Source organism: Bradyrhizobium sp. USDA 336, from assembly GCF_044908355.1.
GTDB lineage: Bacteria > Pseudomonadota > Alphaproteobacteria > Rhizobiales > Xanthobacteraceae > Bradyrhizobium > Bradyrhizobium yuanmingense.
Genome location: NZ_JBIYDC010000002.1, coordinates 4,766,948 through 4,793,031 on the forward strand (window position 1 = coordinate 4,766,948; position 26,084 = coordinate 4,793,031).

Below are 26,084 nucleotides of genomic sequence, written 5' to 3' on the forward strand. Positions count from 1 at the left end.
CGAAGGACGGCGTCGCTTGCGCTCGCCTATGACCCGGCCATCCACGTCTTCCTTTTTTTGCATCCAAGAACGTGGATGCCCGGGACAAGCCCGGGCATGACGTTCCAAACGGAAAATTGTTGTCCGGCGAAGAGCGCCCTTACGCGCTCGCCATGTCCGGGAAGACCGCCTCGATCTTGGTCTTCAGCGTCGCCGCATTGAACGGCTTGACGATGTAATTGTTAACGCCGGCCTTCTTGGCCGCGATCACGTTCTCGGTCTTCGATTCCGCGGTGATCATGATGAAGGGCGTGGTGGCGAGGTTCGGATCCGCGCGGACTTCGCGCAGGAGGTCGTAGCCCGTCATCGGCTCCATGTTCCAGTCGGAGATCACGAGCCCGTACTTCTTGCCGCGCATCTTGTTCAGCGCTGCCGAACCGTCGCTGGCATCATCGATGTTCTCGAAGCCAAGCTGCTTCAGCAGATTCCGGATGATACGGATCATGGTGCTGTAGTCATCCACCACCAGAACCGGCATCGACAAATCAACCGCCATCTCGACTCCCCCAACGCAAACCCAGGAATATTACGATCGGACCTGCCAGGCCGGCGCCCGGCAGTTCCACGCCTCAAGGACTAGCACCAAGGCCTTAAACAGCGCGTTAACTGCGGTCAGCTCCGAAGGCTTGAAATCGTGTTCAATGTCTGCCCGCCCCGCCGCTTGACTTCGTAGGGCCGGTCGCGCCACGGTCCGGCCGGTTCTGCCCGGTTCGAGAATTCCCCTGATGGCTCCGCCTTTTACCGTCATCCGCGATACAACGCCGGATTCCGCGATTCCGAGGGGCGCCGTCGTTGCTATGGGCAATTTCGACGGCGTGCATCTCGGCCATCGCGCCGTCATCGCGGCTGCCCTGGAGATGGGCAGGGCGCATGGCCGGCCTGCGCTGGCCTTGACCTTCGAGCCGCATCCGCGACGGTTCTTCAGCCCCAACACCCCGCAATTCCGCCTGACGGACGAGCGGGCCAAGCTGCGGCTTCTGGCCGGTACCGGGCTTGCCGGCGCCGTGGTCATGACCTTCGACAAGGCCCGTGCCGGAACCAGCGCGCAAGATTTCATTCACCATGACCTGATCGGGCGTCTCGGCGTCAGCGGCATCGCGGTCGGCTACGACTTCCATTTCGGCAAGGGACGGGTCGGCTCGCCCGGCCTCCTGGTCAACGAGGCGCCCCGGCTCGGCATCGAGGTCGACGTCCAGCCGCATGTCGATATCGACGAGCGGCCGGTCTCCTCCAGCGCGATCCGGATCGCCCTCGCCGAGGGCCAGCTCGACGAGGCCACGACCATGCTGGGCGCGCCCTGGTTCATCACCGGCGAGGTCATCCACGGCGAAAAGCGCGGCCGCGACCTCGGCTATCCCACCGCCAACATCCGCCTGGACGCCAATTGCGGCCTCAAGCACGGCATCTACGCGGTCCGGGTCGGGCGCGGCCAGGGAAAGGCTCAAGTGCGTCTGGATGGCGTGGCCAGCTTCGGCCGCCGCCCGACCTTCGACAATGGCGCCCCGCTCCTCGAAATCTTCCTGTTCGACTTCAAGGGCGACCTCTACGGGCAGGCGCTCGACTGCGCCTTCATCGGCTTCATCCGCGAGGAGGTGAAGTTCGAGGGCATCGAGGCCCTGATCCGCCAGATGGACGACGATTCCGCACGCGCCCGCGCCTTGCTCGCCGCCGCCCCGGACGCGTTTCCGCGGCTAGGCGTGATCGATTGAGAGGCGAAACCGGGCCACCCGGACCTTTGCGCTTCCTCCGCCCCCCTGCTATGGAGAGCCCATGTTTGCGCGGCGCATCATAGGGATTAGCGGCCCGGCTTCCGCCTGAGCCTGAAGGCTCGGCGCAAGACCGGGATTTCGTCGTTTCACCCGCGATTCCGCATCGCCATCCGTTCCCGCGCCCTTCCGAGCCAGTCAGCCTCATGTCCGAAAAGCCGCAAAAGTCCCAAAAGTCTGAAGCCAAGGACTATTCGAAGACCCTGTTCCTGCCGCAGACCGAATTCCCGATGCGCGCCGGCCTGCCACAGCGCGAGCCGGAGATCCTCAAGCGCTGGTACGAGATCGGCCTCTACGAGAAGCTGCGCCAGAGTGCGAACGGCCGCGCCAAGTTCGTGTTGCATGACGGCCCGCCCTACGCCAACGGCAACATCCATATCGGCACGGCGCTGAACAAGATCCTGAAGGATCTCGTCACCAAGAGCCAGCAGATGCTCGGCTTCGATTCCAACTACGTGCCGGGCTGGGACTGCCACGGCCTGCCGATCGAGTGGAAGGTCGAGGAGGAGCATTATCGCAAGAAGGGCAAGCAGAAGCCCGACTTCCGCGACAGCGCCGCAATGATCGATTTCCGCAAGGAGTGCCGCGCCTATGCCACGCACTGGCTCGGCGTGCAGCGCGAGGAGTTCAAGCGCCTCGGCGTGATCGGCGATTGGGACCATCCCTACGCCACTATGAGCTATCCGGCCGAAGCCCAGATCGCGCGCGAGCTGATGAAGTTTGCCGCCAACGGCACGCTCTATCGCGGCTCCAAGCCGGTGATGTGGAGCGTGGTCGAGAAGACCGCGCTGGCCGAAGCCGAGGTGGAATACGAGGACCACACGTCCGATACGGTCTGGGTGAAATTCCCGGTGACCTCGCCCGCGCACGGTGCCCTCGCCTCGGCGAGCGTCGTGATCTGGACCACCACGCCCTGGACGCTGCCGGGCAACCGCGCCATCTCGTTCTCGCCGAAGATCGCCTATGGCCTCTACAAGGTGACGGACGCCCCCGCCGACAATTGGGCCAGAAATGGCGACCTCCTCATCCTCGCCGATGCGCTCGCCCAAGACGTCTTCAAGCAGGCGCGCGTGACGGCTTATGAGAAGGTCCGCGACGTCCCCGGCGACACCATGGACGCGATCGAGTGTGCCCATCCGCTCAAGGGCATCGGCGGTGGCTACGACTTCATCGTGCCGCTGCTGCCTGGCGACCATGTCACCGACGACACCGGCACCGGCTTCGTGCACACGGCGCCCGGCCACGGCCGCGAGGACTTCGATGTCTGGATGGCAGAGGCGCGCGATCTCGACGCGCGCGGCATCAACACCGCCATCCCCTATACCGTCGACGAGAACGGCGCCTACACCGATCATGCGCCGGGCTTTGCCGGCAAGCGCGTCATCACCGACAAGGGCGAGAAGGGCGATGCCAACGAGGCCGTGATCAAGGCGCTCGTCGAGAAAGGCATGCTGCTCGCCCGCGGCCGGCTCAAGCACCAATATCCGCATTCCTGGCGCTCCAAGAAGCCGGTGATCTTCCGCAACACGCCGCAATGGTTCATCGCGATGGACAAGGATATCGCGACGGCTGGCAAGACCAAGGCCGGCGACACGCTGCGCGCCCGCGCGCTGCACGCGATCTCAGTGACGCAATGGGTGCCGCCGTCGGGCGAAAACCGCATCAACGGCATGATCGAGGCGCGCCCGGACTGGGTGATCTCGCGCCAGCGCGCCTGGGGCGTGCCGATCGCCGTTTTCGTGCGCGAGAAGGGTGACGGCTCCGCCGAGATTCTCCAGGACGAGGCCGTCAATGCGCGCATCGGTGAAGCCTTCGAGAAGGAAGGCGCCGACGCCTGGTATGCGACGGGCGCGCGCGAGCGCTTCCTCGGGCCCCGCGCGAACGAAAACTGGCAGAAGGTCGACGACATTCTCGACGTCTGGTTCGATTCCGGCTCGACCCACGCTTTCGTGCTCGAAGATCCCGTGCAGTTTCCCGGGCTCGCCGGCATCAAGCGCAAGGTCGACGGCGGCGCCGACACGGTGATGTATCTGGAAGGCTCGGACCAGCATCGCGGCTGGTTCCATTCCTCGCTGCTGGAAAGCTGCGGCACGCGCGGCCGCGCGCCTTACGATATCGTGCTGACCCACGGCTTCACGCAGGCCGAGGACGGCCGCAAGATGTCGAAGTCGCTCGGAAACACGATCGAGCCGCAGGCCGTCATCAAGGAATCCGGCGCCGACATCTTAAGGCTCTGGGTCGCGTCGAGCGACTATACCGACGACCAGCGCATCGGCCCCGAGATCCTGAAGAACACCGTCGAGACCTACCGCAAGCTGCGCAACACGGTGCGCTGGATGCTGGGCACGCTGCATCATTACAAGCCGGCCGACGCAATCGCGCCGGCCGAGATGCCCGAGCTCGAGCGCTTGATGCTGCACGAGCTCTCAGGTCGCGCCGCCGCGATCGGCAAGGCCTATCGGGAGTTCGACTACAAGACCGTGGTCGCGATCCTGTCGGCCTTCCTTAACAGCGAGCTCTCCGCATTCTACTTCGACATCCGCAAGGATACGCTGTATTGCGATCCGCCCTCGTCACTGACGCGCAAGGCGGCGCTGACGACCATCGACCTGTTGTGCGCTTCGATCCTGAAATGGCTGGCCCCGATCCTCAGCTTCACTGCGGAAGAGGCGTGGCGCATGTACCGGCCCGACGCCGAACCGTCCGTGCACCTGACGCTGTTCCCGACCGATCTCGAAGCCTTGCGCGACGACAGGCTCGCCGCGAAATGGGAGACGATCCGCAACGTGCGTCGCGTCGTTACCGGCGCGCTCGAGCTGGAACGCGCCGCCAAGAACATCGGCTCCTCGCTCGAGGCATCGCCGGTGATCTATGTCGCCGATCGCGGCATGCTGGCGACCTTGTTCGACATCGATCTGGCTGAAGTCTGCATCACCTCGAACTACGAGGTGCGGGAGGGCGAGGCGCCGGCCTCGGCGTTCCGCCTCGATGCCGTCCCCGGCGTCGCGGTCGTGGTGGAGAAGGCGATCGGCACCAAATGCGCCCGCTCCTGGAAGATCTCGCCGATGGTCGGCGAGGACCCTGAATACCCCGACGTCACCCCGCGCGATGCCAAGGCACTGCGCGAATGGAAGGCGCTCGGGGTGAGCGTCTGATCGGTCGGCCATGACTCCGCTCCGCGCCGGCATCCTCGCGGCCATGGTCACGCTCGTGGCCGACCAGGCCTCGAAGCTCTGGCTGTTGAACGTGTTCGAGCTTGCCCGTCGTGGCGTGGTGCGGGTAACGCCGTTCTTCGACCTGGTGCTGGCCTGGAATATCGGCATCAGCTTCGGCTGGCTTCAGAACGACAGCCAGGCCGCGCAGCTCGCGCTGATGGCCGTCAAAGCGGTCGCGGTGATCGCGCTGGCGATCTGGATGGCCCGCTCGCACACCATGCTTGCGACCGTCGCGCTCGGCCTGATCATCGGCGGCGCCATCGGTAACGGCATCGACCGCCTGGCCTATGGCGCGGTGGTGGATTTCGCCCTGTTCCACATCGAGATCGCCGGAAGTACCTATAATTGGTATGTGTTTAACCTCGCGGACGTGGCCATCGTTGCTGGGGTGGCAGCGCTATTGTATGATTCCTTCCTGGGGGTACCCGCCGCAAAAGCGCCCTGATCCCGGCCGATACGGACCGGCAGCTGGAACCCGGCTTTTGCAAGGGTCAAGCCGCGTGTGGGCGGCAATCTGCTACAATATGAAACAGGTACGGTGATGCGCAGCTCGAAGACCAGCGGTTCGATGGTTCGGGGCTCCCAATCCGGGGGCTGGCGGGCACTGAAATTGGCCGCCGTCGCGCTCGGCATCGGCCTTGTCATGTCGACCGGCGCCGCCCGTGCTGCCGATGATGACGACGACGACATGACCTTCGAAGAGAAGCTCATCGACAACCTGATGACGGGCCTTGGCGCCAGGAGCATGGAAAAACCCGGCATCGAATACCGCGAGCGTTCGCCGCTGGTCGTGCCCCCTAAGCTCGACCTGCCGCCGCCGGCCGCCGCCGAAGCCGCGGCTGCGCCGAACTGGCCGAAGGACCCCGACGAGAAGCGCCGCAAGGAAGCCATCGCCCAGCGGAAGAAGTCCGGCAACAAGGCAACGGAGTACTGGAAGAACGCCCAGCCGCTGTCGCCCGCCGAGTTGAACGCCCATCGGACGGCCGCCGCCGACAGGACGAGCAATGAGCCGGTCCAGCCAGGCACCAACGTGGCCAATCCGACGATGAGCCCTGCCGAACTCGGATATACCGGCGGGCTGTGGAAACTGTTCAAAGGGAACGGGCCTGAGTCGAAGCAGTTTACGTCGGAGCCGCCACGCCAATCACTGGTGGAGCCGCCGCCGGGATATCAGACGCCGTCGCCGAACTACGCCTACGGCGCGGGCCCGGATAATTCGAAGCGGACCTATTTCGACGTCCGATCCGGCAAGGAGAAGGAGCAATAGCGTTCCTGTCCTGTCGCGACATTCTGACCCACGCGAAGCGAGGGTCGGCGGTGCATGTCCGCCCACCTCGTTCAAAATTGCTTATCAGTAACTTGCCTAAGCGTTGAGTTCTCTGCTTCGTGACGCGAAGCCTCAGCCGCACGGAGTAGCATGCCGTGCCCTCCGAGCCGGAGATCCGGGCTCGGCACCTCACAACCAGGGATCATGATGTCCTCTTACCGATCGGCTGCCTGCCTCCTTGCCGCGCTGCTTTCGACGAGTGTCCTTTCGGCCGGCGCCGCCCTTGCCCAGACCACGGTGACATCGGCTCCGCCCGCCAGCTTCACGCTTTCCAATGGCATGCAGGTCGTGGTGATCCCGGACCGCCGCACCCCCGTCGTCACCGAGATGATCTGGTACAAGGTCGGCTCGGCCGACGAGACGCCCGGCAAGTCCGGCCTCGCCCATTTCCTCGAGCACCTGATGTTCAAGGGCACCGCGAAGCATCCGGCTGGCGAATTCTCCCAGACTGTGCTGCGCGTCGGCGGCAACGAGAACGCTTCGACCTCGGTCGACTACACCAACTATTATCAGCGCGTGCCGAAAGAGCAGCTGCCGACCATGATGGAGTTCGAGGCCGACCGCATGACGGGCCTCGTTCTCAAGGACGAGAACGTGCTGCCCGAGCGCGACGTCGTGCTCGAAGAGTACAACATGCGCGTCGCCAACAATCCGGATGCGCGGTTGAACGAGCAGATCATGGCCGCGCTCTATCTCAACCATCCCTACGGGCGGCCGGTGATCGGCTGGCATCAGGAGATCGAGAAGCTCGATCGCGAGGATGCGCTTGCCTTCTATCGCCGCTTCTACGCGCCGAACAACGCCATCCTGGTGATCGCCGGCGACGTCGACGCCGCCGAAATCCGCCCGCTGGTCGAGCGCAATTTCGGGTCGATCCCCGCGCAGCCCGCGATCCCGGCGCGGCGCGTTCGTCCGCAGGAGCCGGAGCCCGCCGCCCCGCGCACCGTCACGCTGGCCGACCCGCGCGTCGAGCAGCCGAACATGCGGCGCTATTATCTCGTGCCCTCCGCGACCACGGCCGCGGCCGGCGAGAGCGCGGCCCTCGACGTGCTGGCGCAGCTGATCGGCAGCGGCAGCAATTCCTATCTCTACCGTGCCCTCGTGGTCGACAAGCCGCTCGCGGTCTCCGCCAGCGCCAGCTATTCGAGCATCTCGCTCGATCCGACCCAGTTCGCGATCTCGGCTGCACCGAAGCCCGGCGTCAGTTTTTCAGAGCTCGAGCAGGCGGTCGACGGGGTCCTTGCCAACGTCGCGCAGAACCCGATCCGCGCCGAGGACCTGGAACGGGTCAAGACCCAGCTCATTGCCGAGGCGATCTACGCCCAGGACAACCAGGCTGTGCTGGCGCGCTGGTACGGCGGCGCGCTGACCACCGGCCTGTCGATCGAGGACATCAGGAGCTGGCCCGATCGCATCCGCGCCGTCACCGCCGAACAGGTCCGCGCCGTCGCCCAGAAATGGCTCGAGAAGAAGCGCTCGGTGACGGGCTACCTGATCAAGGACACTGCAACCGCCAAGCGCGAGGAGAAGCGCTCGTGACCTATTCCTTCCTTCGACGCGTTGCATTCTCCGTTGCCGCCGGCGCGGTCCTCGCATTCTCTGCGGCCTCGCCTTCGCAGGCCGCCGCAAAGATCCAGCACCTGATCTCGCCGGGCGGCATCGAAGCCTGGTTCGTGCAGGACGCAACCGTGCCGCTGATTGCCATGGAATATTCCTTCGCCGGGGGCTCGGCGGAGGACCCCAAGGACAAGCCGGGCGTTGCCAATCTGGTCGGCTCTCTCCTCGACGAAGGCTCAGGCGATCTCGATTCCAAGACGTTCCATGAACGGCTCGACCGCCGCGCCATCGAGCTGTCCTTCAACGCCACCCGCGACACCCTCCGGGGCAGCCTTCGCATGCTGCGCGACAACAAGGACGAGGCCTTCGACCTGCTCAGGATGGCGCTGACCTCGCCGCATTTCGACGCGGCCGACGTCGAACGCATCCGCTCGCAGGTCATCTCGAGCCTGCGCCGCGAGACCACCAATCCGACCTCGCTGGCGAGCCGCAAGTTTCTGGAGCTCGCGTTCGGCGATCACCCCTACAGCCGGCAGAGCAACGGCAACCTCGACAGCGTGCCGACCATCACAATTGCCGACCTGAGGAATTATGTTGGCCGTGTCCTCGCCAGGGATGGCCTCAAGATTGCGGTCGTCGGCGACGTCGATCCGGCTACGCTCGGAAAGCTGCTCGACCACACCTTCGGAAGCCTCCCGGCCAAGGCTAATCTGACGCCAGTCCCCGACGTCGAGGCTGCAAAGCCGCCGCAACGCGCCTTCGTGACCCTCGACGTGCCGCAGACGGTGATCACCTTCGGCGGACCCGGCGTGAGGCGGAGTGACCCCAGCTTCATGGCGGCCTATGTGGTCAATCACATCCTCGGCGGCGGCGGCTTGTCATCCCGGCTCTATCGCGAGGTGCGCGAAAAGCGCGGGCTCGCCTATTCGGTGTACGAGTCGCTGCTCTGGATGCAGCACTCGGCGATCTTCATCGGCAACACCGGCACCCGCGCAGACCGTGCCGGCGACACCATCGAGGCCATCGAACAGGAGGTGCGCCGCATCGCCGAGGAGGGTCCGACGCAGAAGGAGCTCGATGAGGCCAAGTCCTACCTCAAGGGCTCGCAGATGCTGGCGCTCGACACCTCGTCCAAGCTGGCACAGGCGCTGCTGCAATATCAGCAGGACAAGCTGCCGATCGACTATATCGAGAAGCGCAACGCCATCGTCGACGCCGTGACGCTGGACGATGCCAAGGCGGCCGCCAAGCGGCTCTGGGGCCAGGGGCTGCTGACCGTTGTCGTCGGCCGGGCGCCGCAGGCCGCCGCGCAACCGGCGGCTGCCACACCGAAGTCGAACTGATCTCTTTTCTCGACGTTTCCTGAATGGCCGGGGCCATCCCGGCCATTTGCATTTCACGGCAGCGCCATTGCTGACGACGGATGTCCGCGGTATGTCCTGACATCACGAATGGTGCCAGCATGCTGCGGATATCCCGCGATCTCGTCATCGACGAGGACGACATCGAGATCGGCTTTGTCCGCGCCTCCGGCCCGGGCGGGCAGAACGTCAACAAGGTCGCGACCTCCGCGCAGCTGCGCTTCGACACGCGCAAGCTGACCTTGCCCGAGGACGCGGCGCTGCGCCTTGCCCGCATTGCCGGCCAGCGCATGACCAAGGACGGCGTGATCGTGATCCACGCCCAGCGCTTCCGCACCCAGGAGCGCAACCGCCAGGATGCCATCGATCGCCTCGTCGAGATGCTCAAGGAGGCCATGGTCCGGCCGACACCTCGCCGCGCGACGCGGCCGACCTTCGCCTCCAAGCAGCGGCGGCTCGAGGGCAAGAAACGCCGCAGCGACATCAAGGCCGGCCGCGGCCGGAGCTTCGACGATTGATGCGAAAAAAACCTCCGGTCGCGCGAGCGACCGGAGGTTTGCCGTTCGCGAGCTGGCGTCAGTAGCGCTTGCCGGCCGCAGCACCGCCGGTCGCCGCATCGTCTGCGGTGCCCTTGCGCGTCGCGCTGCCGGTGGTTCCGACGGACCCCTTCGTGCCTTTGCCCGACTTCATGCCGACCTTCTCGCCGGCTGCGCCCTGCTGTGCACCGAGATCCTCATCCTCGCTGCCTGACGCGCCGCCTTGCATGGGCTTGCTTTGTACGGTGCCGCCAGGCCTCGTCCCAGACGAGGTGCCTTGGGCGAGAACGGGCGTTGCAACGAGGGCCGCGAGAGCGCAAGCGATCGCAGAGGTCTTCACCAACTTCATCCATTTCTCCTGGAATGTCGCGATGAACCGTTCGGCTGCCTTCTGCACCGTTCGCCTGCACCGGATCGGCTCATCGCGCTGAAAGTTCGAACGGTGCGGTGTGATGCAAGCCGCGTCGTGTGGTGATCGTTTAGGGTTTTCGCGGCGCTTTCGCGGAATTGTGCTCCTCATATGCGGCGGCGCGGAACATGCCACGCATTCCCGACGGACGACGCGAGTCGAAAATGTCCCCCATTTCGGGTGTGGGAAGCTCGACCTGACCCATGCATTTGTCGCTGCGCGGCATTAGACTTGAGAATATTCGCCGAGTGAGTCTCATGCCCGTCCGCCAGCTGCCAGAACAGGTCGTCAACCGCATCGCCGCCGGCGAGGTGGTCGAACGTCCGGCAAGCGTGGTCAAGGAGCTGGTCGAGAACGCGATCGACGCCGGCGCGAGCCGCATCGACGTCTTCACCGACGGCGGCGGGCGGCGGCGGATCGGCATCACCGACGACGGCAGCGGCATGACCGCAAAAGACCTTGCGCTCGCCGTCGAGCGCCATGCCACCTCCAAGCTCGACGACGAGGACCTGCTGCAGATCCGCACCCTCGGGTTTCGCGGCGAGGCCCTGCCCTCGATCGGCTCGGTGGCGCGCCTCTCCATCACCACGCGGCACGCGAGCGAGCCGCACGCCTGGGCGCTGTCGGTCGAGGGCGGCGAGAAGTCCGGGATCATGCCGGCGGCGTTGGCGCATGGCACCCGCGTCGAGGTTGGCGACCTCTTCTATGCGACGCCGGCGCGGCTCAAGTTTCTGAAAACTGACCGCACCGAAGCGGAGGCGATCCGCGAAGTGGTACGGCGCCTCGCGATGGCGCGGCCCGACATCGCCTTCACGCTCGCCGGCGAGGAGCGCGCACCGGTGACCTGGACCGCGGCGCTGCCCGGCGCGGCCGGACGGCTGACCCGGCTCGGCGACATCCTCGGCGCCGAGTTCCGCAGCCACGCCATCGAGGTCCATGCCGAGCGCGAGGGGGTCGTGGTCGCCGGCTATGCCGCCGCGCCGGCGCTCACAAAGGCCAACGCGCTCGGCCAATATCTCTTCGTCAACGGCCGGCCGGTGCGCGACAAGCTCATTCTCGGCGCCGTGCGCGCGGCCTATTCCGACTATCTGCCGCGCGACCGCCATCCCGTGCTGGCGCTGTTCGTCACGCTCAATCCGCGCGAGGTCGATGCCAATGTGCATCCGGCCAAGACCGAGGTGCGCTTCCGCAATGCCGGCCTCGTCCGCGCGCTGATCGTGCATGGCTTGAAGGAAGCGCTGGCGCGCGAGGGCCGCCGCACCGCCGCCAATAGCGGCGAGAGCGCGCTGTCCTCGTTCCGGCCCGCCTTCATGCCGCCACGTCCGGCAAGCTGGGACTGGCGCGCCTCGCCAGCCGCCCCGGTGGCGCCGATGCCGTCGTTCGAAGGCGCCGCCGCGCCCGCCTTCGCCGAGCGTGCGCAGGCTGCGTTCGACGTCGGCGCGCCCAGCGCGGACGTTCGGATCGAGAGCCAACCCGCCGGCGATCTCGTCGATCGCCCGCTCGGCGCGGCGCGCACGCAGATCCACGAGACCTACATCGTCTCGCAGACCCGCGACGGCCTGATCATCGTCGACCAGCACGCCGCGCATGAGCGCATCGTCTACGAGCGGCTGAAGGCCTCGCTCGCTGCCAACGGCGTGCAGCGGCAGATCCTGCTGATCCCTGAGATCGTCGAGATGGACGAGGCGACGGTGGAGCGCCTGCTGGAGCGCAGCGAGGAGCTGGCGTCGTTCGGCCTTGCCATTGAATCCTTCGGCCCCGGCGCGGTCGCGGTGCGCGAGACGCCGTCGCTGCTCGGCAAGACCAATGCCGGCGGCCTCTTACGCGATCTTTCCGAGCACATGGCCGAATGGGATGAGGCGCTGCCGCTCGAACGCCGCCTGATGCACGTCGCGGCGACCATGGCCTGCCACGGCTCGGTGCGCGCCGGCCGCCGGCTGCGGCCGGAGGAGATGAACGCCCTGCTCCGCGAGATGGAGGACACCCCGAACTCCGGCCAGTGCAATCACGGCCGGCCGACCTATGTCGAGCTGAAGCTGAGCGACGTGGAGAAGCTGTTCGGGCGGAGGTGATCCGATGCTCTCGTAGGGTGGGCAAAGGCGCGCACTTCGCGCCGTGCCCACCATCTTCCAATGTCGCAAGAAATGTGGTGGGCACGCTTCGCTTTGCCCACCCTACGGCAGCGGCGCTACGGCCCTTTCAGAAACACGAACTCCGTATCGTCATACGCTCGCCGCTCCAATTCCTCGTATCCTTCCGGCGTCACGAACTGCGCGGCCTTCGCCTCCTCCACCACCAGCAGCGCGCCCGGGGTGAGCCAGCCGCCGTCGCGCAGGCTCGCGAGCGCCTTCTCGGCAAAGCCCTTGCCATAGGGCGGATCGAGGAACACCAGCGAGAACGGCTCGACGGGATGCGCGGGGCCGAGATCGGTCGCATCGCGGCGATAGACTTTTGTCACCCCGCCGAGGCCGAGCGATTCCACATTGTTGCGCAACAGCGCACGCGCCTCCGCGCCATTGTCGACGAACAGCGTGAACTTGGCGCCGCGCGAGGCCGCCTCGATGCCGAGCGCGCCGGTGCCGGCGAAGAGATCGAGGACGCGCGCGTCCTGGATCGGATCGTCATAGGCGTGCACGAGGATGTTGAACACGGACTCGCGCAACCGGTCCGCCGTCGGCCGGATGTCGCGCGAGGACGGTGAGGCAAGATTGCGCCCCTTCAAACGACCGCCGACGACGCGCAACGTCAATCCTCCCGCGGCGTCAGGTCGCGCTTGCCGTGATAGCCGCGCTTGGGACGGCGCGGCGGGCCGTAGCCGCTCGCCTCCATCTCGTTGCGCTCACGTGCCTCCTCGCTGCCGGTGCGCTGCACCAGCACGCGGCGGCCCTTGCGGTCGTTGATCACCGCGCGCTTGCTGGCGGGCTTCTTCTCGCTCGCTGCGTCGTCGCCGCGCGAGGACGATTTCGAGGGCGCGTCGAACTGCGCGCCCGACTTCTCGATCACCTTATCGCCGAGCTGCTCGCGCAGCACGCGCGCGCGGATCTCCTCGACCTGGCCTTCCGGAATCTCGCCGAGCTGGAACGGTCCGTAGGAGACGCGGATCAGCCGGTTCACCTCGAGGCCGAGATGGGCGCAGACATTGCGCACCTCGCGGTTCTTGCCTTCGCGAATCGCGAACACCAGCCAGACATTGGCGCCCTGGTCGCGCTCCAGCGTGGCCTCGATCGGACCGTACTTGACGCCCTCGATCTCGATGCCGTTCTTGAGCTCGTCGAGCTGTGCCTGGGTGACGTCGCCATGGGCGCGGACGCGGTAGCGGCGCAGCCAGCCGGTGTCGGGCAGCTCGAGCGTGCGCGCGAGGCCGCCGTCGTTGGTGAGCAGCAGCAAGCCCTCGGTGTTGAAGTCGAGCCGGCCGACGCTGATCAGCCGCGGCAGGCCTTCGGGCAGATTGTCGAACACGGTCGGACGGCCCTCGGGGTCGTCATGCGTCGTCATCAGCCCGCGCGGCTTGTGGTAGAGGAACAGCCGCGTGCGCTCGCGCTCCGGCAACGGCTTGCCGTCGACCATGACAACGTCGTTCTTGGTGACGTCGAGCGCCGGCGAATTGATGACGCGGCCGTTGACGGTGACGCGGCCCTGCGTGACCATCTCCTCGGCGTCGCGGCGCGAGGCAAGCCCGGCGCGGGCCAGCACCTTGGCGATGCGCTCGCCGGCCTTCTTCGGCTTCGGCGCGTCGTCGCGGCGCGGCCGGCCCTCGAAATCACGATCGCGCTCGCGATAGGCGCCGCGGCCCCCGAAGGCGGGACGCTTCTCGAAAATCCTGCTCTCGTCCTCATTCTCACGGCGCGGACGATCGCGGAAGCGACCCTCGTTGCGCGGATGCTCCTGCCAGTCCATGCGGCCTTCGGGGCGCTGGCGTGGGCGATCGAACTTCGGACGGTCACCGCGTTCGCTGTCGCGGTCACGGGGCCGATCGAATTTCGGCCGCTCGCGGAACGGGCGGTCACCCGATGCGCGGTCGTCGCGCGAACGAGAGAAACGCGGACGTTCCTCGCCGCGACCGCCCTCACGGCGATCGTCGCGCTGACGCCAGGGCTTCTCGTCGCCGCGATCGCGGCCGCCGAAATCCTTGTCGAAGCTCTTGCGGGGGCGGTCGCCGCGCGGCGCGCGATCACCGCGATCGAAATTCGGGCGGTCTCCGCGCGGCTTGAAGCTGCGTTCGCCGCGATCCTCGCGCGGTCCGCGATCCCCACGGTCGCGCTGGCGATCCCCACGGTCGCGTCCGCGATCCGGCCCGCCCCGCGAAAATTTCCGTTCGCCGTCGAACTTGCGCTCCGGGCGGTCGCCGCGCGGCGCGTAGGGCTTCTTGTCGCCGAACTTCCTGTCGCTGGAGCGGCCGGCCGAGCGTGCATCGTCGCGATCCCTGCGGGGCGGACGATCGTCACGGCCGAATGACGGGCGATCGCCGCGCGGCTTGAAGCTGCGCTCACCGCGGCCTTCACTGCCGCGGTCGTCGCGCTTGAAGCGGGGACGGTCACTGAAATCGCGGCGCGGTGCGTCGCCTTCCTCGCGGCGGCGGAATGGACGGCTGTCGCGGTCGCCACGGGGCGGGCTTCTGTCGCGCTCGCGCTTACCCCCACCCTTGCCCTCGAAGCCGCGCTTGGCGAATTTCTTCTCTGGCCCGCGCGGCTTGCCGCTACGGCCTTTGGCCGGGCCTCGCCGGCCGCGGGAATCGTTGTCTTTGTCGCTGTCGCGAGGCATGACTAATCTCACTTAAGGGGTGGCGCGAGCATTGTGCGCGCTCGCTGCGAGCCGCATGCTCAGGCAAAATCGGTATCCACTCTTGCTGAAGGCGGAGCTAGTAGCAGGTTTCTGGCGATGATACGAGGCATGAAAGCCCCTTCTTTCATGGATTTGGCGCTTCTGGCGGCCGAAAATGCCGGAAAAGCGGGCGAAGTTCCTGTTGGCTGCGTGGTGGTCCGCAACTACGAGGTGATCGCCACCGCGGCCAACCGGACGCTGACCGACCACGACCCGACGGGCCATGCCGAGATCATCGCGCTGCGCGCGGCCGCGGCGAAGATCGGCAGCGAGCGGCTGGTCGACTGCGACCTCTACGTGACGCTGGAGCCCTGCACCATGTGTGCGGGCGCGATCTCGTTTGCAAGGGTAAGGCGGCTCTATTACGGCGCGGCCGACCCGAAGGGCGGCGCGGTGGACTCGGGCGTGCGGTTCTTTGCCTCGCCGACCTGTCACCACGCGCCGGACGTCTATTCCGGCGTCGGCGAGAGCGAGGCGGCGCGGCTGCTCAAGGAGTTCTTTCGCGAGCGGCGGTAGGTGCCTCCGTCATTGCGAGCGCAGCGAAGCAATCCAGACTCTTTCCGCGGTGGCAGTCTGGATTGCTTCGTCGCAAGGGCTCCTCGCAATGACGAGGTTGATCAAGCCGAGAAGAACTCGCGCAGCGCCCTCGCGGTGACATCCGGATTCTCCTCGGTGAGGAAATGGCCGGAATCCACCGGCATGCCGTCCACGTTCGTGGCCCATTGCTTCCAGGTGTCGAGCGGCGTCGCGGCGGCCTGGGCGATGCCGGCGTTGCCCCACAGCGCCAGCATCGGAATGGTGATCTTCTTGCCGGCCCCAAAGTCCGCCTTGTCGAGGTCGTAGTCGAAATAGGCGCCGGCGCGGTAGTCCTCGCACATCGCGTGGATGCGGGCGGGATCGCGGAACGGGGCGAGGTAGTGCTCAAGCGCGCGCGGGTCGATCGCATCCAGCGTCTTCGACCTGGTCTGGCTCGCCATCTTGAAGCGCAGGAAGAACTCGCCTTGGCCTGCGATCAGCGTCTCCGGCAGCGGATAGGGCTGCGCCAGGAAGGTCCAATGATAGATCTTCAAGGCGTAGGCGCGGTTCATCCGCTCCCAGTAATTATAGGTCGGCAGGATATCGAGCACGGCGAGTTTTGATAGCCGGCCCGGATGGTCAAGGGCCAACCGATAAGACACCCGCCCGCCGCGGTCGTGGCCGGCGAGCGCGAAATGCACGTGGCCGAGGCGCTCCATGACCTCGACCATGGCCTTGGCCATGGCGCGCTTAGAGTAGGGGATGTGCAGCGCATCGCTGGCGGGCATGTCGGACCAACCGTAGCCCGGCAAGTCGGCGATGATCAGCGTGAAGTGCTCGGCCAGATCAGGCGCCACCTGGTGCCACATCACGTGGGTCTCGGAGAAGCCGTGCAGCAGCAACAGCGGCGGGCCCTTGCCGCCGACGCGGGCGAAGATGCGGCCGAACGAGGTATCGATCCACTCGGCGGCAAAGCCCGGATAGAGGTCGGCGAGATCGGACATCTTGTTGCATCCTTGTTGGTCGGTCCCGGGAGCCGGCCTCGACAACAAGTGTCGAAAACAACCCCATGCACAGTACCGGTATTATCATCGGGGCAACTAACCCCAACTGCTGATTGCACATTCTGGAGTGCAGATGTGGCGGCGCGGTGACGCCAATGTCGAGATTTCCGGATCGGCGCGTTGGCGCGCCCTCCGCAGTGACGACGCTAATTTTTGGCCTTTTCAGCCTCCACCGCCTGCCAGCCGATGTCGCGGCGGCAGAAGCCGTCCGGCCAGTCGATGCGATCGACGGCCTGATAGGCGCGCGCCTGCGCTTCCGTCACGGTCGCCCCCAGCGCGCAGACATTGAGCACGCGGCCGCCATTGGCGAGGATCGCACCGTCCTTCGCCACCGTGCCGGCGTGGAAGATCTCGACATTGTCGACCTTGGCAGCCTCCTCGAGCCCGCCAATGCGCGTGCCCTTCTGGTAGTCGCCGGGATAGCCCTTCGCGGCCATGACCACGGTGATGGCGGATTCCGGATACCAGCGCAGATCGAAATGCTTCAGCTCCCCGTCGCAGGCGGCGAGCAGCGCCGGCACGATGTCGCTCATCATGCGCAGCATCAAGACCTGGCATTCAGGATCGCCGAAGCGGACGTTGAACTCGAACAGTTTTGGGCCCTGCGTCGTCAGCATGATGCCGGCATAGAGCACGCCGCGGAACGGCGTGCCGCGCTGCTTCATGCCTGCGACCGTCGGCAGGATGATTTTGGCCATGATCGCATCGTGGATGGCGGGCGTGACCAGAGGCGTCGGCGAATAGGCGCCCATGCCGCCGGTGTTCGGGCCGACATCGTGGTCGAACACGCGCTTGTGGTCCTGTGCGGAGGCGAGCGGAATCGCCGTCTCGCCGTCGCACAGGGCGAAGAAGCTGATCTCGCGGCCGGGCAGAAACTCCTCGATCACGACCTCAGCGCCGGCCTCGCCGAAGGCGCCCTCGAACATCATGGCGATGGCGTCCTCGGCCTCGCGCACGGTCTTCGCGACGACGACGCCCTTGCCGGCGGCGAGGCCGTCGGCCTTGACCACGATCGGCGCGCCCTGGCTCTGCACATAGGCGCGCGCATCATCGGCGTTGGTGAAGCGCTTGTAGGCGCCGGTCGGAATGCCGAACTCGGTGCACAGTGCCTTGGTGAAGCCCTTGGAGCTTTCGAGCTGGGCCGCCGCCTTGCTCGGCCCGAACGCCTTGATGCCGCTAGCTGTGAGATCATCGACGATGCCGGCCGCCAGCGGCGTCTCCGGCCCGACCACCACGAGCTCGACCGCGTTTTTCTTGCAGAAATCGATCACCGCGGCGTGGTCGGCGACATCGAGCGCCACGCATTCCGCCTCCCTGGCGATGCCGGCATTGCCGGGCGCGCACCAGAATTTGGTCACCAGGGGGGAGGCCGCGATCTTCCACGCCAGAGCATGTTCGCGGCCGCCGGAACCGAGCAGGAGAATGTGCATATAGGGCTCAGGATGAGGGGTTTTGCTGGGGCGGAGGTCGCATGAATCGGGGTGGGGCTCAAGGGGGATGGGCCTCGAACTCCCAGTCATTCTGGGGCGCGCCGAAACACTGCTGTCCATCTCCTCTTGTGGAGAATTTCAGTGAAGCTGCCCGAAAATTCTTCAACGTCTATAAGAAAATGGCCGCGCCTGCTGTTCCAGCTTGTGTCTCCAATGTGCATTTTTGACAAGTCGCCAAGGGCGCGGTGGAAGGCCAACGCGTGGCCTTCCATCGGGCCTCACGTTCGTAGGGAACGCAATCCACCTTCCTGAAGAATACAGGCTGGCCAAACTCAGCTGTCTAAAGCCGAGGCAACGGCGGATCGATACCGAACTTAGTGAGTTCGCGGCGGGCCTTGAGCCAATCAAACAAGCGAGGAAGGTCTGTTAAAGGATTGGGACCTTCTGTCTCGCGGCGCTCTCTCAACCAGCTCAAGTACTCCGGATCGTCAATCTGCTCATGCTCGACGATGGACAGTAGCTGTTCGACCGTCTTTGGGTTCAGTTTTGCCCACTTCCGAAAAGCATCATACTCGGCCTGCTCCTGCTTTTCCTTGAACTCCAGTTGCGCGAGCTCGCGCTCGTCTTCCTGCTTCCGTTTACGTTCGCCGCGCTCCCAGCTCGCGATGTCCACCCAACCGCCTACAACAGGTATCAGCGAAAGCAGGTAGAGAAACAAAACAGCGTTCAGTAACCACGTTGTGGCCGTTTGACCTATGAATAATTCGATCTGATCGCGAAACCAAAATGCCGTTGCGATCATGAAAGCCCCGCCAATGGCGGCGAGTACCGCTTCTCCGAGGTCCTTTCTGTTGAGGATCATCGCAGTTGCATCCCCAGAAACACTATCAGGGTTAGGACCCACGACAGGCCGATGACCACTAGGATGGACTTAGCGCCGACGCCTAGCCATCCAGTCTTTTCGACGCCGTGATTCCGGGCGAGTTTCGTAATGATTGTGCCTGCTATCGAAACGGCGACTAGTCCGAACAGTCCGTCAATAGAGTTTGGCAAAGCCGCCGCCGACTGGACGATGAAGTAGAGCAGATACAATATCGTGACGGCTGCGAACGCCGCCAACGAGATCAGGAATGCAGCCGAGTATGGTAACGTGCGCGCGAAGTATTTAGCTCCCGCTGACGCAAGCAGTGCCAAGAGCACCGTAAGCGTAGCACCACCCACTAAGATCTGCAAAATCGCCCCAGCCATTGTTCCAGCACCCCGCAACAAATGGGTTGTATAATGTCTCGCTTGAGCTGTTAAGGAAAGCGACTTACGAGGCCAAGCAGCCCTCCACAATAGTCGTCAGCGTCCTTTGGGTCGCGCCACATGTGCGGGGATCACGCGACCGCTCCCCTTAGATGTATTTGCAATCGTGCATTCCGATTTCATTTCCATTCGGATCGGACAAACGCTTATCGCGGCAGGCCCGGCGCTTATCAAGGCGCCCCAAGTGTCCGTAGCAGGCGTGCCTTCATTTTCTCGATGCGCTCAATGATGCTACTGCCTGGCTTCCGTCGTCGCGCGAACTCTTGCAATCCATTCAAGACATTTAGAGCTCGGTCGAGGCCATAGACTTCTTGTCTATCCGCGGTCAGCCCGGGAAGCGTCTCCATGTCCAGCCGTTTGGGTAGGGGCCGCTTCCAAGACTTCCTTTCAAGCAAAAAATACGCAACACCGCTGCGTACGGTGAGCCGATGATACCCGAGTTCTCCTAGAAATTTGTTCAGGGTGATCACGGCGACTAAGGGGGCCCTATCATCGCGGCGAGTGGACGAGAGAATATCTCCGGGTCCCGTGACCTTGAGCGCGGGAGGCTCCGGAGCGCGCCTTACTTCAGCCAACGAAGAAATCAGATTGTCGTACAAAGCAACACGATCGGCCGTCAGAGATTTACCCGAGAGCGTGGCCGCGACGTCGAGCGGATCGTCGTGAAGCGCGAGCGCGCGCTGCAACGGCGTCCCCGCCATCAACCCGAGCCGATAGTGTTCCGCCATACTAGGATCGGCATCGAAAACACGCCTCAGTGTTATTTGTAGAACAGGCCAATAACGCGCTTCAAAGGCTGCGAGTTCTTCTGCCCTATTTGGATCGAGCGCCTTCATCGTGACACGTCAAAAGTTGGATTGCCGACCGCAAGAACTTTTACGTCTGAAATAGCTCCTGTGCCAGCGGCGGTGTGAAACGATACTTGGTCGGCTTGACCAATGACTAGGGTCTGCCTCGCCACCGTCACGGGACCTGCCACTACATCGTAAGGGCCACTGCGATATGCAAGATGGGCATGCGGGTCTCCGCCGTCGCGACAGTATGCAACAAAGGAGTAGAAGTTGTCGCGATCGCTCGGGAAAATAAGCGATTGCAGGTTTGCGAAGCGGTTCCGCGCGAGGCGCAAGCTCAAAACCACGGCCTTTACGTCGGGAAACCGCCCGCGCGTTTTTAAAACGCGGAGGTTGGCCCAATTCTTGGCCTGATCGAGCCAAGTTGTCGTATAGAAGCCAGGTCCGAAATCGGGTCGCAATGCCCCCGCTGTGTGCGAAATGTTGTGCGGTCCGCCGCCGACAACAATTCCTTTCTGATTGACCGGGAAAAGCGATTGGTCACTGCATCCATGGTACAGCACCATGTCATCATTTATCCAGCCCAAGGCCGCCGCCCCCTTTCATTCTGCCGAGAACATCCTAGAATTGCGGGTTGGAGCAGTGCAAGCTCCGGGTTGGCTTTGCTGCTTGATCGCGCGCAGCCGGTGCGGCTCCCCAATGCACGGATCAGCACCCTGGCGGCAGCACCAGGAATTACGGTGACAGTGCTCTAAACTCCGAAGCCAAGGCATCAATTGGCACTGATTAGTGCATTGTCACCATGATCCCCCACTCCTGAAGACAAAGCAAACGGCCTTAAAATTAAGTGCACCCAAGCACGCGGATAGGTACATGAGCGACCACTTAGACCGAGAAATATCTGTATCGGCTGACCTCACTGAAGCTGGCGTTGAGGCGAAGGCGCAAAGCCGATTTGTGGCTGCAGTCGATCGCTTCGGCGGTAATCTTGTGGAGCTTGTGAACGCGCCGATGGAGCGCCGGATAGCTCGTCAACGGGCTGTCGCATCCAGCGAGGCCGAAATGATAGCCGCCCTCACAAAGTTCGGTATTGAAAAGCTGCAAAGTGATCCTGATTTCGCTCAGCGCGTTGCAGAACGCCACTTCACGCGCGTGTTCGAGAAACAGCAGAACAAGGATGCGGTTCTACGGGAGGCTCTTGAAGACCTTCGGCACGAAAGGAGCGAAGGAGCGATCAATTCTGGCCCTCTCGATGAAGAATTTCTCGATCGACTGGAGCATTACGCTGAAGGAGCGTCATCAGAGCAGGTCCGACAAAAATGGGGTCGAGTGCTTTCCGCAGAGGTCAAGCAGCCGGGCACCTTTTCTGCGAAAGCGTTGCGGATCGTAGATGAGTTGGACGCCGAGACTGCTCGCCTGTTCGAGACCCTTTGCGCGCATGCGTTTCGGGGTATTCTCCCGAAGTGTTTAACCGGCAACTTGCCTTTCGTTCAGCAGAAGCAGCTTGTGTTGGCGGGTTTGATCATCGATCCAGGTGCAATTGGCCACATCATGACTTTTGATCTTATTGTGACATCCAGTGGTAAGAACGTCTTGACACTTGATTTTGGTAACGGGCGGTCGGTTTCTGTTCCGGCTGAGACGCAGCTCGGTATTTTTCCATCGCCAGATTTTGCGGGTCCGATCCAGCCACATAAATCAGGTGCCGCTATCCCAGCCTATCTGCTAACGGAAGTTGGACAAGCGCTAACGTCGATCTTCCCGCCAAACGATGCACCGCGGCGCTACGTTGAAAAACTACGGGAAACGATGCCCGGCATCCAGATCGTTGAGTATGAGCAGCAATCGGATGGAAGCTTCCATGCGGTAGCTGGAGCAACGATAGGCGCCGATGATCCTTCAACATCAATACCGGAGGGCACTGAACCCCCCGTCATTTCGGGGCGCGCGTAGCGCGAATCCGGAATCCATCGAGCGGCGGCGTTGGTGGCGGAATGGATTCCGAGCTCGTCGCTTCGCGACGCCAGGAACGGCGAAGAGAGAGGGAGCACCGGGTACTATGATGGAGGAGCTACACCTGCCTCCCCGCAATAATCTCCTGCAATGTCGCCACATGCCGCGCGAAGGCGCCGCGGCCCGCCGATGTCGCCGTCACCGTCGTCTGCGGCTTCTTGCCCACAAACGCTTTCTCCACGGACACATACCCCGCCTTCGCCAGCGTCTCGATATGCGCGCCGAGATTGCCGTCGGTGGCGCCGGTGAGCTTTTTCAGGCGGACGAATTCGAGCCCCACCTCCGCAGGCAGCGCGTTCAGCGCGGCCATGATCTTCAGGCGCAGCGGCTGATGGATGACGTCGTCGAGCTCGGCCATTGCTAGCTCCGCCGCATCCAGAGGCCGCCGAGGATCAGGCCGCCGCCGTTGACGAATGCCATCCAGAGCGGGAAGGCTTCGCCGATGGTGAAGAAGCCGACCGCGTACGTACCGGGCCTGCGCGGACGCTTTTCGCAGCGCTGGCGATCGGATACACGAAACCGAGATACGCCCGCAGGAGCGAACCCTTAAAGGCCTGATGAATGAACCCTGAAAAGCCGCAGCCGGGCGCGCCCGCCCTGGAAAAGGGGCTGGACCTTCTGGAGGCGCTGGCGGGCGCGGCACGCGGCATGAGCCAGAAGCAGCTCGCCGAACGCGTCGGGCGCTCGGTCAGCGAGATCTTCCGGATGCTGGTGGCGCTGGAGCGGCGGGGCTATGTCGCGCGCGACCCAGCAACCGGCGAATACACGTTGACGCTAAAACTGTTCCGGATCGCCTCGCAATTCCCGCCGACCGAGCGGCTGCTGAAGGCGGCGCTGCCGGTGATGGAGCAGCTCGCCTCGCGCGTGCAGCTATCCTGTCACCTCACGGTGCTGCACGGCGAGCAGTTCATGGTGATCGCCCGGATCGAGCCGGAATGGCTGATGGGCTGGTCGGTCAAGGTCGGCGCGGTGTTTCCGCTCACCCAGCAGTATGCGTCGGCGAAGGTTTTGGCGGCCTTTCAGCTCGAGGGCCGGCGCCAGGAGCTGGCGCAGGTCATCGCGACCAACGACCGGATCAGCATCAAGAAGGCACTTGCGGCGCTCGACCGCATTTCAGCGGAGGGAGGAAACTTCTCCAATGACGACGGCTATACGCGCATCCTCGCCTATAGCTGCCCGATCATCGAGGTCTCCGGCCGCGCGGTGGCCGCGATGACCGTCCCGCTGGTGCGGCAGGATCAAATTCCCGCTGCGGAAGCCAGCGCCATCGCCGCCGAGCTGCGCAACGCGGCCAGGATCGTCTCCGAGAAGATCGGCGGCGTTTCCTGACGCATGCTGGGAGCAGGCTCCATTGCTGCAACGATGGTGGTGCACTCCCTCTCCCGCTTGCGGGAGAGGGCTGGGGAGAGGGTGTTTCCGCAATGGGATGGCCCCCTAGAGGAGATAGCCCTCACCCGCGCCTTCGGCGCGACCTCTCCCGCATCCGCCTTCGCCAGAAGGTGGGCTTCGGCGGACAAGAGCGGGAGAGGTTGCACCGAGCCCGCAGCAAACGGGTCGGCTGCTTTCACCCTTTTTGTTTCTGTTCTGCGCTTTTTCCGTCGGAGCTTTTAGAGCGCTCTTCGAAACGATCCGCCCCCTTAGGCAGATCGTGCCCCATCTTGCTCTCGTTTTTCGCTTCTTCCTTGGACGTTGCTTCACGCAAGCCTTCGGCGGCCTGTTTCCCCGCCTTTGATGATTTTCGTTCGTCATCCATTGGTGGCTCCTCCCTGATAAAGACGCCTCCCAGGAAGCTCGCTGGTTGATCCCGGATTGGGCGTACCAACGTTCCAAGCAGATCGGCGAGACATTGTTCCTGCTGTCCGGTGAGGCTGTCAGTCGAGCCGCGGCACATGCCAGCCGAACAGCCCAGGCCGGCATCGATGTGCTCAGCACGCTTCGACGGGCCCAACAGCGCTCGAATGTCTGCCTTGGGTCAAGGCCGGCGTCGCCGGATTAAGCGACAAGGTCAGCTACACATCAAAAGCAGACGTTCACTCTCTTCAGGACTTCAGACGCCCCGTCTTCTGATCTCGTCCTCGATTTCTTTGAGCACCTTGAGGATTTCGGGACCATCCATGTCGTCAAGCGCGGCGCGCTTAAAGCGCTCAACGATCGTCAGCTCAGCCTTCGAAGAAGGTCCAGCCCCGCTTTCCATCGCCGTCTCCCTTTCCGTAAGTTCGTGGCTTCAATCGCGTGACCGAGAGCCGAGATGCTCCTGCTTCGTCCCTGGGGCTAGTGACGGGGCCTGTCCCTGTTCTTCTGGATGGGAGGCGTGCTTGGATTTAGCTTGCTCCGGAAGTGGTTCAGGACGGCGTTGATAGCCCAGTCGCTCTTGTTCGCCACTCTCGTTCGAAAGTCGATTATTCTCTTCACGCGATTGCGTGCACGGGATTGAAGGTGTCCCATCATGTCGGAGCCCGCAGACCCGGCGACGAAACCCACTGGTTGATGTGAATAGCCACTTCGGCCTGACGAACCCTCTGCAGCAAGTCGTCCCTGTCCTTGCCAGGCCGCAGTCTTTCGGCCTGATCGCGCCCGCGTTGCGCAAATTGGGAAAGCCGTTCTGAAAGTGTCAAAATCCGAGATTGCATAGTGCTGCTCCCTGTCCGGTTGGGCGGGAGCACAATACTCTCAGTCACCGATAGAAGCCGTGGGCCGAGCGGTGATGAAGCGACTAGACACCCTATTCGGCAGGGAGTCGACCAAATTCGGTCGGGGCGCTTCGAATTGTCAATTCGCTGTACGAAGTAGGTAAAATAGGGCGCTATTTCCCTCGATCTGGGCCGTTTCGCGCGAAGTCTCATGGCCGCTCATCAGCAGGGCGTCGTCTTCCCAAACCTGCCACTCCCACTTCTGCGGCAGAAGAGCGTCCAGCCTCACCTCAAGCATGCGCCTCGCGGGAATTTTGTGGGCCATACAGCGTATATCCGCTCTCAGTCACCGATATATGCTACTGGCCTTGCGGTGATGCCGAAACGCTAGCACGGCACTAAGGTATTGTCTGTACAGATGTTGCCGCTTGCGAGCGGCAACAGCACCATAGGGCTTGGGCTATTGCTATCGTCCGCTCCCTTCAAGGCAGTGGATCGTCGACCGGTCGTTCGGGGTGCCAGACGATCGGTACCGGCTTCCGAAGAAGTTCATACGAGCGGGCAAAGTTGCGTCCGAGGTTGTTTACTCCCCTCAGGAGAGCCCTAGCGCCATCGAAAGGATCGTGAGGAGACCGATGGCGGCTATTGCCCCAGCCAATAGCATCATCATCCACGTAGGACGATTACTGAACATTCCCTGCGCCTCCGGTGCAGCTCAACGTAGGCAACTACGTGGGTCGAGAGGCTGTTTGATCTAAATCAAAAGTCCATGTGTCCCGTTAAACCCCGGGTCTGAGTCCTTCAGGATTGCAGGACCTTAAAGACCACAGTGGTCCGTCTTCTTATCTCGTCCTCGATTTCTTTGAGCAACTGGAGGAGCTTGGGGCCATCCAATTCTTCGCGCGCGGCGCGCATATAACGCTCCACGATTTTTGGCTCGGCCGTCGAAATAGGTTCAGCCACGTTTTCCATCGCCGTCTCCGATCCGGTTAAGGTCTGCCATCGGCCGGCTTTGCTCATTCTCGCGCCGTGTGCGCTCTGCAAGCTCGGCCAGTTGCATGTACTCGCGTGCCATCGTCTCAAGCTCCCGCTTGGCTTCGGGATTGCCGGTTTGAGACGCCTGCCGCCGGCACAGCACTTCAAGCGAGCGATAGGAATAGTTGGGTAGGTAATCCATCCGGCCAGTATGATTGGCAACCGCGGTTAGGGTCTTTCACTTGTGTTACAAAGTGAACAGTTCCGGGGTCACTATCACTCGGTTCCTGCACGGAACAATGTTGTGCTCGCCTCCGGCTACTCGA

26 protein-coding genes are annotated in these 26,084 nt (G+C 63.7%); 11 read left to right on the plus strand and 15 right to left on the minus strand.

Translation table 11 applies throughout. The features are described from left to right. Positions 1 to 139: 139 nt before the first annotated feature. Positions 140 to 535: a response regulator gene (locus ABIA45_RS23295; protein ID WP_008567674.1), complete on the minus strand. Its 396-nt coding sequence runs from the start codon at positions 533 to 535 to the stop codon at positions 140 to 142. Positions 536 to 764: 229 nt separating this feature from the next. On the opposite strand from ABIA45_RS23295, the gene ABIA45_RS23300 reads away from it, so the two are divergent. From ABIA45_RS23300 to arfB, 7 genes are all read left to right on the plus strand, one after another. Further along, entirely contained in the window at positions 765 to 1,748 is a 984-nt protein-coding gene (locus ABIA45_RS23300; RefSeq protein WP_404544029.1) for a bifunctional riboflavin kinase/FAD synthetase, read from the plus strand. A gap of 203 nt (positions 1,749 to 1,951) precedes the next feature. Further along, positions 1,952 to 4,960: an isoleucine--tRNA ligase gene (gene ileS, locus ABIA45_RS23305; RefSeq protein ID WP_404653810.1), complete on the plus strand. Its 3,009-nt coding sequence runs from the start codon at positions 1,952 to 1,954 to the stop codon at positions 4,958 to 4,960. Between the two features lie 10 nt (positions 4,961 to 4,970). After that, on the plus strand, positions 4,971 to 5,465 hold the full coding sequence (gene lspA, locus ABIA45_RS23310) for a signal peptidase II (RefSeq protein ID WP_404544034.1): 495 nt from the start codon (positions 4,971 to 4,973) through the stop codon (positions 5,463 to 5,465). 96 nt (positions 5,466 to 5,561) lie between these two features. Continuing rightward, entirely contained in the window at positions 5,562 to 6,287 is a 726-nt protein-coding gene (locus ABIA45_RS23315) for a hypothetical protein (protein WP_404546359.1), read from the plus strand. A gap of 204 nt (positions 6,288 to 6,491) precedes the next feature. After that, complete coding sequence (locus ABIA45_RS23320; RefSeq protein WP_404653811.1) at positions 6,492 to 7,886, plus strand: M16 family metallopeptidase; 1,395 nt, start codon at positions 6,492 to 6,494, stop codon at positions 7,884 to 7,886. Further along, entirely contained in the window at positions 7,883 to 9,247 is a 1,365-nt protein-coding gene (locus tag ABIA45_RS23325; RefSeq protein ID WP_404653813.1) for a M16 family metallopeptidase, read from the plus strand. Before ABIA45_RS23320 ends, ABIA45_RS23325 begins: the two co-directional genes overlap by 4 nt. A 119-nt stretch (positions 9,248 to 9,366) precedes the next feature. Further along, entirely contained in the window at positions 9,367 to 9,783 is a 417-nt protein-coding gene (gene arfB, locus ABIA45_RS23330) for an alternative ribosome rescue aminoacyl-tRNA hydrolase ArfB (RefSeq protein ID WP_036009333.1), read from the plus strand. 58 nt (positions 9,784 to 9,841) lie between these two features. On the opposite strand, the gene ABIA45_RS23335 is transcribed toward arfB, so the two are convergent. Then, a complete protein-coding gene (locus ABIA45_RS23335; RefSeq protein WP_036027161.1) occupies positions 9,842 to 10,150 on the minus strand; it encodes a hypothetical protein in 309 nt (102 codons plus the stop codon). A gap of 317 nt (positions 10,151 to 10,467) precedes the next feature. On the opposite strand from ABIA45_RS23335, the gene mutL reads away from it, so the two are divergent. After that, positions 10,468 to 12,282 (plus strand): DNA mismatch repair endonuclease MutL, encoded by a 1,815-nt coding sequence (gene mutL, locus ABIA45_RS23340; protein ID WP_404653816.1) that lies wholly within the window; start codon positions 10,468 to 10,470, stop codon positions 12,280 to 12,282. A gap of 116 nt (positions 12,283 to 12,398) precedes the next feature. Here the strand turns inward: mutL and rsmD are convergent, their stop codons facing one another. Then, the gene (rsmD, locus tag ABIA45_RS23345; RefSeq protein WP_404653818.1) at positions 12,399 to 12,953 is read right to left on the minus strand and encodes a 16S rRNA (guanine(966)-N(2))-methyltransferase RsmD; all 555 of its coding nucleotides are present in this window, start codon (positions 12,951 to 12,953) and stop codon (positions 12,399 to 12,401) included. Between the two features lie 2 nt (positions 12,954 to 12,955). Further along, positions 12,956 to 14,971 (minus strand): pseudouridine synthase, encoded by a 2,016-nt coding sequence (locus tag ABIA45_RS23350; protein ID WP_404653819.1) that lies wholly within the window; start codon positions 14,969 to 14,971, stop codon positions 12,956 to 12,958. Between the two features lie 117 nt (positions 14,972 to 15,088). Here ABIA45_RS23350 and ABIA45_RS23355 point away from each other — a divergent pair, with 117 nt between their 5' ends. Then, the gene (locus tag ABIA45_RS23355; RefSeq protein WP_404653820.1) at positions 15,089 to 15,547 is read left to right on the plus strand and encodes a nucleoside deaminase; all 459 of its coding nucleotides are present in this window, start codon (positions 15,089 to 15,091) and stop codon (positions 15,545 to 15,547) included. A gap of 101 nt (positions 15,548 to 15,648) precedes the next feature. On the opposite strand, the gene ABIA45_RS23360 is transcribed toward ABIA45_RS23355, so the two are convergent. From ABIA45_RS23360 to ABIA45_RS23385, 6 genes are all read right to left on the minus strand, one after another. Then, positions 15,649 to 16,551 (minus strand): alpha/beta fold hydrolase, encoded by a 903-nt coding sequence (locus ABIA45_RS23360; RefSeq protein ID WP_404653821.1) that lies wholly within the window; start codon positions 16,549 to 16,551, stop codon positions 15,649 to 15,651. Positions 16,552 to 16,757: 206 nt separating this feature from the next. Beyond that, positions 16,758 to 18,041 (minus strand): phosphoribosylamine--glycine ligase, encoded by a 1,284-nt coding sequence (purD, locus tag ABIA45_RS23365; protein ID WP_404653822.1) that lies wholly within the window; start codon positions 18,039 to 18,041, stop codon positions 16,758 to 16,760. A 340-nt stretch (positions 18,042 to 18,381) separates the two neighbouring features. After that, complete coding sequence (locus ABIA45_RS23370; RefSeq protein WP_404653824.1) at positions 18,382 to 18,903, minus strand: hypothetical protein; 522 nt, start codon at positions 18,901 to 18,903, stop codon at positions 18,382 to 18,384. Then, positions 18,900 to 19,289, minus strand: coding sequence for a hypothetical protein (locus ABIA45_RS23375; RefSeq protein ID WP_404653826.1), 390 nt, complete (start codon positions 19,287 to 19,289; stop codon positions 18,900 to 18,902). The genes ABIA45_RS23370 and ABIA45_RS23375 overlap by 4 nt, the downstream gene beginning before the upstream one ends. Before the next feature lie 230 nt (positions 19,290 to 19,519). Beyond that, positions 19,520 to 20,185 (minus strand): hypothetical protein, encoded by a 666-nt coding sequence (locus tag ABIA45_RS23380; RefSeq protein WP_404653828.1) that lies wholly within the window; start codon positions 20,183 to 20,185, stop codon positions 19,520 to 19,522. Further along, the gene (locus ABIA45_RS23385; protein WP_404653829.1) at positions 20,182 to 20,706 is read right to left on the minus strand and encodes a DUF3990 domain-containing protein; all 525 of its coding nucleotides are present in this window, start codon (positions 20,704 to 20,706) and stop codon (positions 20,182 to 20,184) included. The genes ABIA45_RS23380 and ABIA45_RS23385 overlap by 4 nt, the downstream gene beginning before the upstream one ends. 307 nt (positions 20,707 to 21,013) lie before the next feature. Here ABIA45_RS23385 and ABIA45_RS23390 point away from each other — a divergent pair, with 307 nt between their 5' ends. Further along, positions 21,014 to 22,093: a DUF2806 domain-containing protein gene (locus tag ABIA45_RS23390; RefSeq protein WP_404653831.1), complete on the plus strand. Its 1,080-nt coding sequence runs from the start codon at positions 21,014 to 21,016 to the stop codon at positions 22,091 to 22,093. A 118-nt stretch (positions 22,094 to 22,211) separates the two neighbouring features. On the opposite strand, the gene ABIA45_RS23395 is transcribed toward ABIA45_RS23390, so the two are convergent. Then, the gene (locus ABIA45_RS23395; RefSeq protein WP_404653833.1) at positions 22,212 to 22,511 is read right to left on the minus strand and encodes a winged helix-turn-helix domain-containing protein; all 300 of its coding nucleotides are present in this window, start codon (positions 22,509 to 22,511) and stop codon (positions 22,212 to 22,214) included. A 203-nt stretch (positions 22,512 to 22,714) separates the two neighbouring features. Between ABIA45_RS23395 and ABIA45_RS23400 the strand changes: the two genes are divergently transcribed. Next, complete coding sequence (locus ABIA45_RS23400; protein ID WP_404653835.1) at positions 22,715 to 23,482, plus strand: IclR family transcriptional regulator; 768 nt, start codon at positions 22,715 to 22,717, stop codon at positions 23,480 to 23,482. A gap of 235 nt (positions 23,483 to 23,717) precedes the next feature. Here ABIA45_RS23400 and ABIA45_RS23405 read toward each other — a convergent pair whose 3' ends face one another. From ABIA45_RS23405 to ABIA45_RS23420, 4 genes are all read right to left on the minus strand, one after another. Beyond that, positions 23,718 to 23,906: a hypothetical protein gene (locus ABIA45_RS23405; RefSeq protein WP_128264838.1), complete on the minus strand. Its 189-nt coding sequence runs from the start codon at positions 23,904 to 23,906 to the stop codon at positions 23,718 to 23,720. Between the two features lie 294 nt (positions 23,907 to 24,200). Then, entirely contained in the window at positions 24,201 to 24,347 is a 147-nt protein-coding gene (locus tag ABIA45_RS23410) for a hypothetical protein (protein ID WP_271539103.1), read from the minus strand. Between the two features lie 1,237 nt (positions 24,348 to 25,584). Continuing rightward, positions 25,585 to 25,755 (minus strand): hypothetical protein, encoded by a 171-nt coding sequence (locus tag ABIA45_RS23415; RefSeq protein WP_271539106.1) that lies wholly within the window; start codon positions 25,753 to 25,755, stop codon positions 25,585 to 25,587. Continuing rightward, on the minus strand, positions 25,739 to 25,960 hold the full coding sequence (locus ABIA45_RS23420; protein WP_271539107.1) for a hypothetical protein: 222 nt from the start codon (positions 25,958 to 25,960) through the stop codon (positions 25,739 to 25,741). The genes ABIA45_RS23415 and ABIA45_RS23420 overlap by 17 nt, the downstream gene beginning before the upstream one ends. Positions 25,961 to 26,084: the final 124 nt, after the last annotated feature.